The sequence below is a fragment of the Actinomyces sp. MRS3W genome (assembly GCF_032465695.1).
Classification (GTDB): Bacteria; Actinomycetota; Actinomycetes; order Actinomycetales; family Actinomycetaceae; genus Actinomyces.
In genome coordinates this window covers 1-7415 of record NZ_JAWDJJ010000061.1, presented here as the reverse complement: position 1 = coordinate 7415, position 7415 = coordinate 1, and the positions used below count along the sequence as shown (strand labels likewise).

At 71.5% G+C, this 7415-nt stretch carries 6 protein-coding genes; 1 reads left to right on the top strand and 5 read right to left on the bottom strand.

Features of this window, described 5'->3' with window-relative positions:
- Nucleotides 1–241: 241 nt before the first annotated feature.
- On the top strand, nucleotides 242–1636 hold the full coding sequence (locus tag RWX45_RS01735) for a nicotinate phosphoribosyltransferase (protein WP_316022068.1): 1395 nt from the start codon (nucleotides 242–244) through the stop codon (nucleotides 1634–1636).
- A gap of 50 nt (nucleotides 1637–1686) precedes the next feature.
- Here the strand turns inward: RWX45_RS01735 and RWX45_RS01730 are convergent, their stop codons facing one another.
- The 5 genes from RWX45_RS01730 to RWX45_RS01710 all read right to left on the bottom strand — a co-directional run.
- Nucleotides 1687–3507, bottom strand: a complete 1821-nt coding sequence (locus tag RWX45_RS01730; RefSeq protein WP_316022067.1) for a DEAD/DEAH box helicase — start codon at nucleotides 3505–3507, stop codon at nucleotides 1687–1689.
- A complete protein-coding gene (locus RWX45_RS01725) occupies nucleotides 3504–3887 on the bottom strand; it encodes a DUF3039 domain-containing protein (protein WP_316022066.1) in 384 nt (127 codons plus the stop codon). Before RWX45_RS01725 ends, RWX45_RS01730 begins: the two co-directional genes overlap by 4 nt.
- A 207-nt stretch (nucleotides 3888–4094) precedes the next feature.
- Nucleotides 4095–4835 carry a glucosamine-6-phosphate deaminase gene (gene nagB, locus RWX45_RS01720; protein ID WP_316022065.1) on the bottom strand — a complete coding sequence of 247 codons (741 nt, stop codon included), beginning with the start codon at nucleotides 4833–4835 and terminating at the stop codon, nucleotides 4095–4097.
- 158 nt (nucleotides 4836–4993) lie between these two features.
- A complete protein-coding gene (locus tag RWX45_RS01715; protein WP_316022064.1) occupies nucleotides 4994–6685 on the bottom strand; it encodes a transporter in 1692 nt (563 codons plus the stop codon).
- Nucleotides 6661–7415 (bottom strand): ABC transporter ATP-binding protein (locus RWX45_RS01710; protein WP_316022063.1); only part of this gene is annotated, 755 nt, incomplete at its 5' end. The genes RWX45_RS01710 and RWX45_RS01715, both read right to left, overlap by 25 nt.

The following is a 7415-nucleotide window of genomic DNA, read 5'->3' as shown; positions in this document are numbered from 1 at the left end:
TCTATTCCCCAAGAAACCTGAGCGGCTCGCCAGGACTTAGCCGGCCATTAGCAACTTCGCTCGGTCTCGGCACGTCATTAGTGCCGGTTTCGGCATGTTATTAGTGCCGGTTTCGGTGAGAGAGGGCCGGGCACGTTCGCCCGCAGGCACTTACCCGCAGGCGCTCACTTGCAGGTGCTCTCCCGGGTGCGCTCACCCACATGCGCTCCCCTGAGCGTGCGACCTGCGGTAGGTTGCTGTCATGACAGCCAATCTGCGCGATGTCCCCGCCCCGGAAGCCTCCAGCACCTCCCTGCTCACCGATATGTATGAGCTGACCATGCTCCAGGGGGCCTTGCACTCCGGTGTCGCCGACCGCGCCAGCGTCTTCGAAGTCTTCGGGCGCAGCCTGCCCGCCTCGCGCCGTTTCGGCGTCGTCGCCGGCGTGGGCCGCCTGCTGGACGCGATCGAGTCCTTCACCTTCACCGACGCCCAGGTCGACTACCTGCACTCCGCCAGAATCGTCGACGACGACACCATCGACTACCTGCGCTCTTACCGCTTCAGCGGGACGATCCGGGGTTACGCCGAAGGCGAGTGCTATTTCTCCGGCTCCCCGCTGCTGACGGTGGAGGGCACCTTCGCGGAGGCCTGCATTCTGGAGACGCTGGCGCTGTCGATCTACAACTACGACTGCGCGGTGGCCGCCGCCGCCTCCCGCATGACGATCGCCGCCCACGGACGCCCATGCGTCGACTTCGGGGCGCGGCGGGCGCATGAGCTCGCCGCCGTGTCGGCGGCCCGGGCCGCCGTCGTCGGCGGATTCGTGGGGACCAGCGACCTGGAGGCCGGCATGCGCTACGGCATCCCCACCGTGGGCACCTCCGCCCACTCCTTCACCCTCCTGTACGACAGCGAGGAGGAGGCCTTCGCCGCCCAGGTGGCGAGCCTGGGCCCGGGCACCACCATCCTGGTGGACACCTACGACATTGAGCGCGGGGTGGAGCGGGCGGTCAAGGCGGCCCGCGCGGCCGGGAGCGAGCTGGGCGCGGTGCGCCTGGATTCCGGCGACCTGGTGGCCGAGGCCTTCAAGGTGCGTGCCCAACTGGATGCCCTGGGGGCGACGACGACGAAGATCACCGTCACCAGCGACCTGGACGAGTACGCGATCGCCGCCCTGGGCGCCGCCCCGGCGGACTCCTACGGCGTGGGCACCAGGCTGGTCACCGGTTCGGGCCGGCCGACGGCGGCGCTGGTGTACAAGCTGGTGGAGCGCGAGGGCCCCGACGGCGAGATGCAGGAGGTGGCCAAGTTCTCCTCCGGCGGCAAGTCGACGGTGGGCGGACGCAAGTGGGCCGGGCGCGTCCTGGACGAGGCCGGATCCGCCAGCGAGGAGCTCATCATTTCGGCCCGGTCCGAGGCGGCGGGGCTGGCGGCACTGCGGGAGGCCGGGGCGCGGCCGCTGCAGGTGGACCTGGTGCGCGACGGTGTCATCGTCGAGGAGCACCGCGGCCCGGATGCGCTGGCGGCGGCGGCCGAACGCCACCAGGCCTCGCGCGACGAGCTGCCCTACGACGGCTGGCGCCTGAGCGAGGGCGACCCGGCGATCCCCACCCGGCACGTCGACCTGGAAGGCCGCACGCCTCAGCGTCGCTGAGCGCGCCCTCCCGCCGCTGAGGCTTGTGCGCTCGCCACCAGGGGCGCACCTCAGCGGCGGCCGACGAACCAGCGGCGCAGGGTCTCGATCCGCTTCTCGATCTGCTCGGTGGTGGCCTGGGCCACCTCCGGGCCGCCGCACACCCGCCGCAGTTCGGTGTGCACCACGCCGTGAGGCTGCCCGGAGCGGCGCGCCCAGGCGCCCACCAGCTTGGACAGCTCCTTGCGGGCGGCGGCACGACGACGGGCGTCATCGACGCCGGCGTTGGCGCGGCGCTGCTGTGCGGCGGCATGCTCGCGCTTTTGCTGCTTGATCTGCTGGTTCTGGCGCTGCTTGAGCAGGGCGGTCACCTGCTCGGGCTCGAGCAGCCCGGGCAGGCCCAGGTACTCCTGCTCCTCGGGGCTGCCCACCGTGGCGCCGGTACCGAACTCGCCGCCATCGAACAGGACCCGGTCGAATTCGGCGGTGGAGTCCATGGCCTCGAAGCCGCCCAGCAGATCATCCGAGGCATTCTCGGTTTTGTTGGCCTCGGCGATGAGTCGATCCTCCGGGCTGCCGAACAGGCTGTCCTCGTCTACGCGGCCGCGCTTGCCGAGCACGTGGTCGCGGGCGGTTTCCATCTCTCCTGCCAGGGCCAGCAGTGGGGTGACCGAGGGTAGGAACACGCTGGCGGTCTCCCCCTTGGCGCGCGAGCGCACGAAGCGGCCGATGGCCTGGGCGAAGAACAGCGGGGTGGAGGCGGAGGTGGCGTACACGCCGACCGCCAGGCGGGGCACGTCCACGCCCTCGGAGACCATGCGCACCGCCACCATCCAGCGGTCGGTGGAGGCGGCGAAGGTTTCAATGCGGCTGGAGGCGCCGGAGTCGTCCGACAGGGCTACGGTGGGTGCCTCGCCGGTGATCTCCCGCAGCTGCTTGGCGTAGGCGCGCGCCGAGTTCTGGTCGGAGGCGATGACCAGGCCGCCGGCGTCGGGCACCTGACGTCGTATCTCCGTCAGGCGCTGGTCGGCGGCGGCCAGAACCGCAGGAATCCACTCGCCGCTCGGGTCCAGTGCGGTGCGCCACGCCTGGGACTCCATGTCCTTGGTCAGCGGCTCCCCCAGGCGCGCGGCCACCTCGTCGCCGGCCTTGGTGCGCCAGTGCATCTGGCCGGAGTAGCTGAGGAACATGACCGGCCGCACCACGCCGTCGGCGAGAGCCTCGGCGTAGCCATAGGAGTAGTCGGCCCGGGAACGCTGGATACCGCCGGCCTCGGCGGTGTAGGTGACGAACGGGATCGGGGATTCGTCGGAACGGAAGGGCGTGCCGGTCAGGGCCAGGCGGCGCCGGGCGGGGGTGAAGGCCTCGCGGATGGCGTCCCCCCAGCTGCGGGCGTCGCCCCCGTGGTGGATCTCGTCGAGGATGACGAGCGTGCGGGTGCGGTCGGTGCGGGCGCGGTGCAGGTTGGGGTTGGCGGCGACCTGCGCGTAGGTAACGGCGACGCCGTCGAACTGGGAGCCGAGTGCGCCCTGGGCGTTGAGGTAGGAGGGGTCGATGCGGATGCCGACGCGGGCGGCGGCCTCGGCCCACTGGTACTTCAGGTGCTCGGTCGGGCAGACGACGGTCACCTTGTGGACGTCGCCGGCCGTCAGCAGTTCGGTGGCGATGCGCAGCGCGAAGGTCGTCTTGCCGGCTCCGGGGGTGGCGACGGCGAGGAAGTCGCGCGGCATGGCCTCCAGGTACTGCTTGAGGGCGGCTGCCTGCCAGGCGCGCAGCGGGCGCGTGGTGCCCCAGGCGGCGCGCTGCGGGTAGGCCGGGGAGAGGTTCTCCGCGGCGAAGATGGAGGGCTGGGTCGGGTGATGTGCTGACTGGGGACGGCGCGCGGGACTCACCGACCGCCTCGTCCGAAGGGGAAGCGGGGACGCTTCGGGCCGGATCCGCCCTGCCCGTCGTCTCCTCCGCCGGGCCGCATCTGCTCGTAGATCTGCTTGCAGGTGGGGCATACGGGGTACTTCGACGGGTCGCGCCCGGGGGTCCAGACCTTGCCGCACAGCGCGACGACGGGGCGCCCGGTGGCGGCCGCGGCCGCGATCTTGTCCTTGCGCACGTAGTGGGCGAAGCGGTCCGCGTCACCATCGTCGGTGGACTTCAGCTCCTCGCGCTCGAGGACGGCGGTGCCGGCGGACTGCGCGGGCTCGCCGGCCGGTTCGCTCGGCGAGCCGGGGCCGGCGGGGTCGATGCTGGCCTGGGGCCAGGCAGGGAGCTGACGCATGCGCCCAGTGTATGCCGCCGCTTCGGGTGCGGCCCCGGCGAGCGCCTGTGGCATCAGCCGCACCCCGCGACGGCGGGCCGCCGCTGGCCCGCACCCCACGACGGCGAGTCACCGCTGGCCCGTGCCCGCGACGGCCCGGCTCCCGCGACGACGCTGCCCCGGGCACCGTTTCGCGGCCGGCGCCCGGGGCAGCACAGAGTGCGGGGGTCAGTGCTGCTGCTGGAGCATCCCGGCGGCGGCGTGGTCGATGAGCACGAGGGCGTCGGGGTGGTTCTGCATGACAGTGGCCGGCCACTGCGGGGTGATCTCACCCTCGACCAGGTGGGCGATCGCCTCGGCCTTGTTGGCGCCGGTGGCGATGAGTACGAGCTTGCGCGCCTTCATGATGGTGCCCAGGCCCTGGGTGAGGCAGTGGGTGGGGACGGCGTCGATGTCGCCGTCGAAGAAGCGGGCGTTGTCCGAGCGGGTCTGCTCGGTGAGCACGTCCACGTGGGTGGCGGAGTCGAGCGGGCCGCCCGGCTCGTTGAAGCCGATGTGCCCGTCGGCGCCGATGCCGAGGATCTGCAGGTCGCAGTAACCGGCGGCCGCCATCTGGGCCTCATAGTCGGCGCAGGCCTGCTCCAGGTCGTCCGCGAGCGCGTCCGGGCCGTGAAGCGCGCCGGGGGCCATGTCCACGCGGGAGCGCAGGTTGCGCTCCATGAAGGTGGCGTAGCGCTCCGGGTGCCCTTCGGGCAGGCCGACATACTCGTCAAGCATGAAACCGGTGACGTCCTTGAAGGAGATGCGGCCGGCCTCACAGCGGCGGGTGAGCTCGTCGTACAGGGGCAGGGGGCTGGAGCCGGTGGCCGTGCCGAGCACCGCATTCGGCTTGTCGGCCAGCAGGGATTCGATGACGTCGGCGGCGCGGGAGGCGATCTCCTCGGCCGTGTCCAGGATGACAAGCTCCATGAGTCAGTTCCTTAGGGTTGCGTTCTTCAACGGCCCCGGGCTGATCCGCGAGGCCCGTAGGCGGCGCACCCGCGCCGCGTGCCCATGCTACGGCCTACCGGGGCGGTGTCCTGGGAAATGTCCCGATCCCGTCTGCTGGGCGCGGACGGCTGCCCGCCTCAACGGGTCTCATCGTGGCCGGGCCAGGCGCGGATGGCGGTCAGCACCCGCACCCAACGGCGGTCGAGCAGTTTGCCGCCGAATACCACTCCGATGCCGGTCGCCGTCACGCCCCATACCAGTCCGCCGATTCCCACCGCCCATCCCCACTGCCAGGAGTCGGTCACCGCCATGCGAATCGCAGGCACGAGCACCGGCAGTGCGCCCAGGCAGATGACGGATATGCCGATCAACTGGATGATGGCGGCCACGAAGGCAGTGCCCGAGGAGCGGGACTTCCAAATGCTCTCCTCCGGCGCGTTGGTCTCATATGGCAGCAGCACGCTGGTCAGGCTCGACCAGGCCAGGGCGCAGCCGTAGAGGCTGAAGGTGGCGCCCAGGCACACCGCCGCTTTGCGCCAGTCACCAACCAGCCAGGTGAGCACTCCGGCAACGACGAGCATGAAGGGCAGCTGCCAGATCGCGGCGGCGATGACGCGCCCGAGGCGGTCGCTGCGGCCGCTGGTGCCCGCCGCCTGGTGGGTCCACAGGGCGGTGGAGTCGTAGGCGAGGTCGTTGTGCATGATCCAGCCGAACAGCAGCCCTGCCGCCGGCAGCATGAGGAACAGGCCGGACGGTGCCCCGCCGGGGCTGAGGGTGGGCGGGGTCCCGTTGGCCATCGAGTAGTTGTTGAGCACCCCCATGCCGAAGACCAGTAGCAGCGTCATGAATGCCACCACCTGGATGAGATAGCGCGGGTCGGACCTCCAGTAGCGCAGGCAGCGGGCCGCGACGGCCGCCGTCAGGGTGGACACCAGGTGCTCCAGCCGCCGCTGCCACGGCAACACCGCAGGCGCGGCGTCAGGTCCGTGGCGCCGATCGGCCCGGCGTGTGCGCGCCGCGGCGGTGGCGCGAGTAGGGCCGGTCATGACGCGGCGCACCACCCGGTGCCAGGGCGGCATCAGGGCCACGGGCACCGCCATGGCGCCGACGCCGAGCGCCAGCGCGAGCAGCACCCGCCCCTGGGCAAAATATCCGGGGGCGGCCAGTGCCCAGCCCAACGGGGTCAGTCCCGCTATGCGGCCGACGGCGAGGACGGAGACGCCCGCGCCGTCAACATCCAGGACGGCCGAGTCCAGCAGGCGGGGCGTGAGCGCGAGCGCGAAGAAGACGATGAATCCGAGGACGGCAGCGGCGTCGCGGCCGCGGCGGGAGGTGGACACCCCGGTGCCAATGACGACGATGCGGGCGAGCAGCACGCAGGTGGCCAGCGCGGCCGGGGCGAGCAGAAGCGACATGAGGGCGGCGGCGCCGTGCCCGGAGACCATCCAGGCCAACGCCGGGGTGAGCAGCGCCAGACCGGTGACGATACCGGGGATGCCGGTGGCCCCGGCGACGGCCAGGCCGACGGACAGCCGGTACGAGGGTGCGATCCAGGCGGCCAGGGCACGAGGGTCGAGGGTGGAGTCGACCCCGGAGTACAGCAGCGGGATGAGCGCCCAGCCGACGACGACGGCGCCGCCAACGCCGCCCAGGACGGCGGTGAGGGTGGCGGCGTCGACCCGGCCCAGGGCGGTGGCCGCGCTCATGACGATCACGAAGACCGCCAGGCCCCAGGCGGCGCCAAGTACGGCGGCGATGGTGGCCCAGACATTCGTGCGCAGATAATTGGCGATGAGCCGCCACCTCAGGCGGACGAGGGTCGCAACCACGACAGCTCCTCCCGGGAGGTGGGGGCTCCAACGAGCTGGGCGAAGCGATCCTCGAGGTCGGCGCCGGCGGCGACCTCGGCGGTGGTGCCGGCGGCCACCACCCGGCCCTGGTTGACGATGGCCACGTGGGTGCAGAAGCGCTGCACGGTCGCCATGACGTGGCTGGAGATGATGACGGTGCCGCCGGCGGCGGCGAAGTCGGTGAGGATGTTCTGGATCGTCTTGGCGGAAATGGGGTCGACGGCCTCGAAGGGCTCGTCCAGCACCAGCACGCTGGGCGAGTGGACCAGGGCGCAGGCCAGGTGGACCTTCTTGCGCATACCGGCCGAGTAGTCGGCCACCAGGGTGGTGCCGGCATCCTGCAGGTCCAGCACGTGCAGCAGCTGGGTGGCCCGGGGGACGACGACGTCGCGCGGCATGCCGCGCAGCAGCCCAGAGTAGGTGATCAGCTCCAGGCCACTGAGGCGGTCAAAGGTGCGCAGCCCGTCGGGAAGCACGCCGAGCAGCGCCTTAGCGCGGGCCGGGTCGGCCCACACGTCCACGCCATGGACGAGGGCGCGACCGGCGTCGGGAATGAGCAGTCCGGTAGCCATGGACAGAGTGGTGGTCTTGCCCGCGCCGTTGGGGCCGACCATGCCGTAGACGCTGCCCGTGGGCACGGTCAGGGAGAGCAGGTTGACGGCGATCTTCTGCCAGAAAGCCTTGGCCAGGCCCTCAAGGATGAGGGCGG